This is a genomic window from Nonomuraea sp. NPDC048916 (assembly GCF_040649575.1).
Taxonomy (GTDB): domain Bacteria; phylum Actinomycetota; class Actinomycetes; order Streptosporangiales; family Streptosporangiaceae; genus Nonomuraea.
Window position 1 is genome coordinate 1 of the sequence record NZ_JBEZFS010000173.1, and the last position, 591, is coordinate 591.

The 591-nt window shown below is 66.7% G+C and carries 1 protein-coding gene; it reads right to left on the reverse strand.

Annotated features, from left to right (window positions below):
- Positions 1–5 precede the first annotated feature (5 nt).
- On the reverse strand, positions 6–591 hold a 586-nt coding region (locus AB0C16_RS40290; protein WP_357691440.1), incomplete at its 5' end, for a DUF5753 domain-containing protein.

Consider the following 591-nt stretch of genomic DNA (forward strand, 5'->3'; position numbering starts at 1 on the left):
GTTGGCTAGTCGAGCTCCAGCGACGCCCGCGCCCGACCGATCAAGCGCCGTGCCTGTGGCCCCTGGACCGCGGCTTCGGCCATCAGGTCCCACGCCCGCTCGTACAAAACAACGTTCTCCTCGTCGTCGAGCCACATCTCGGTGTTGAGCGTTTCGACGATCACGCGACGCCGGTCATAGATCCAGAACCCGTGGCCCGGTGCACGCCGCAGTTGCGTGCCGAGGGGCACCACACCGATCTCGACGGTGTCCAGGCCGATCAGCCCGGCGAGGCGGTCCAGCTGTGCGGCCATGACTTCGCGGGGGCAGGTCAGTACGTACAGTGCCGCTTCCCACACTACGAACCGGAAGAGTTTGCCGGCCTCGTACAACGCCTCTTGGCGGCGCATGCGTGCCCGGACTGCTGCCTCGATGTCCCGAGGGATCCTGCGGAACTCGGCGTTCGCCTGAAACGTGTGCCGGGCGTAGTCCGCAGTCTGGAACAGGCCCGGAATGCGCGACACTTCCATGCCTCGGATGAGCTTCGTAGCCGTCGTCTCGGTGACGGCCAGCTCCTGGCGTGCCCGATGGCCACCGGCGAGTTGTCGTCGC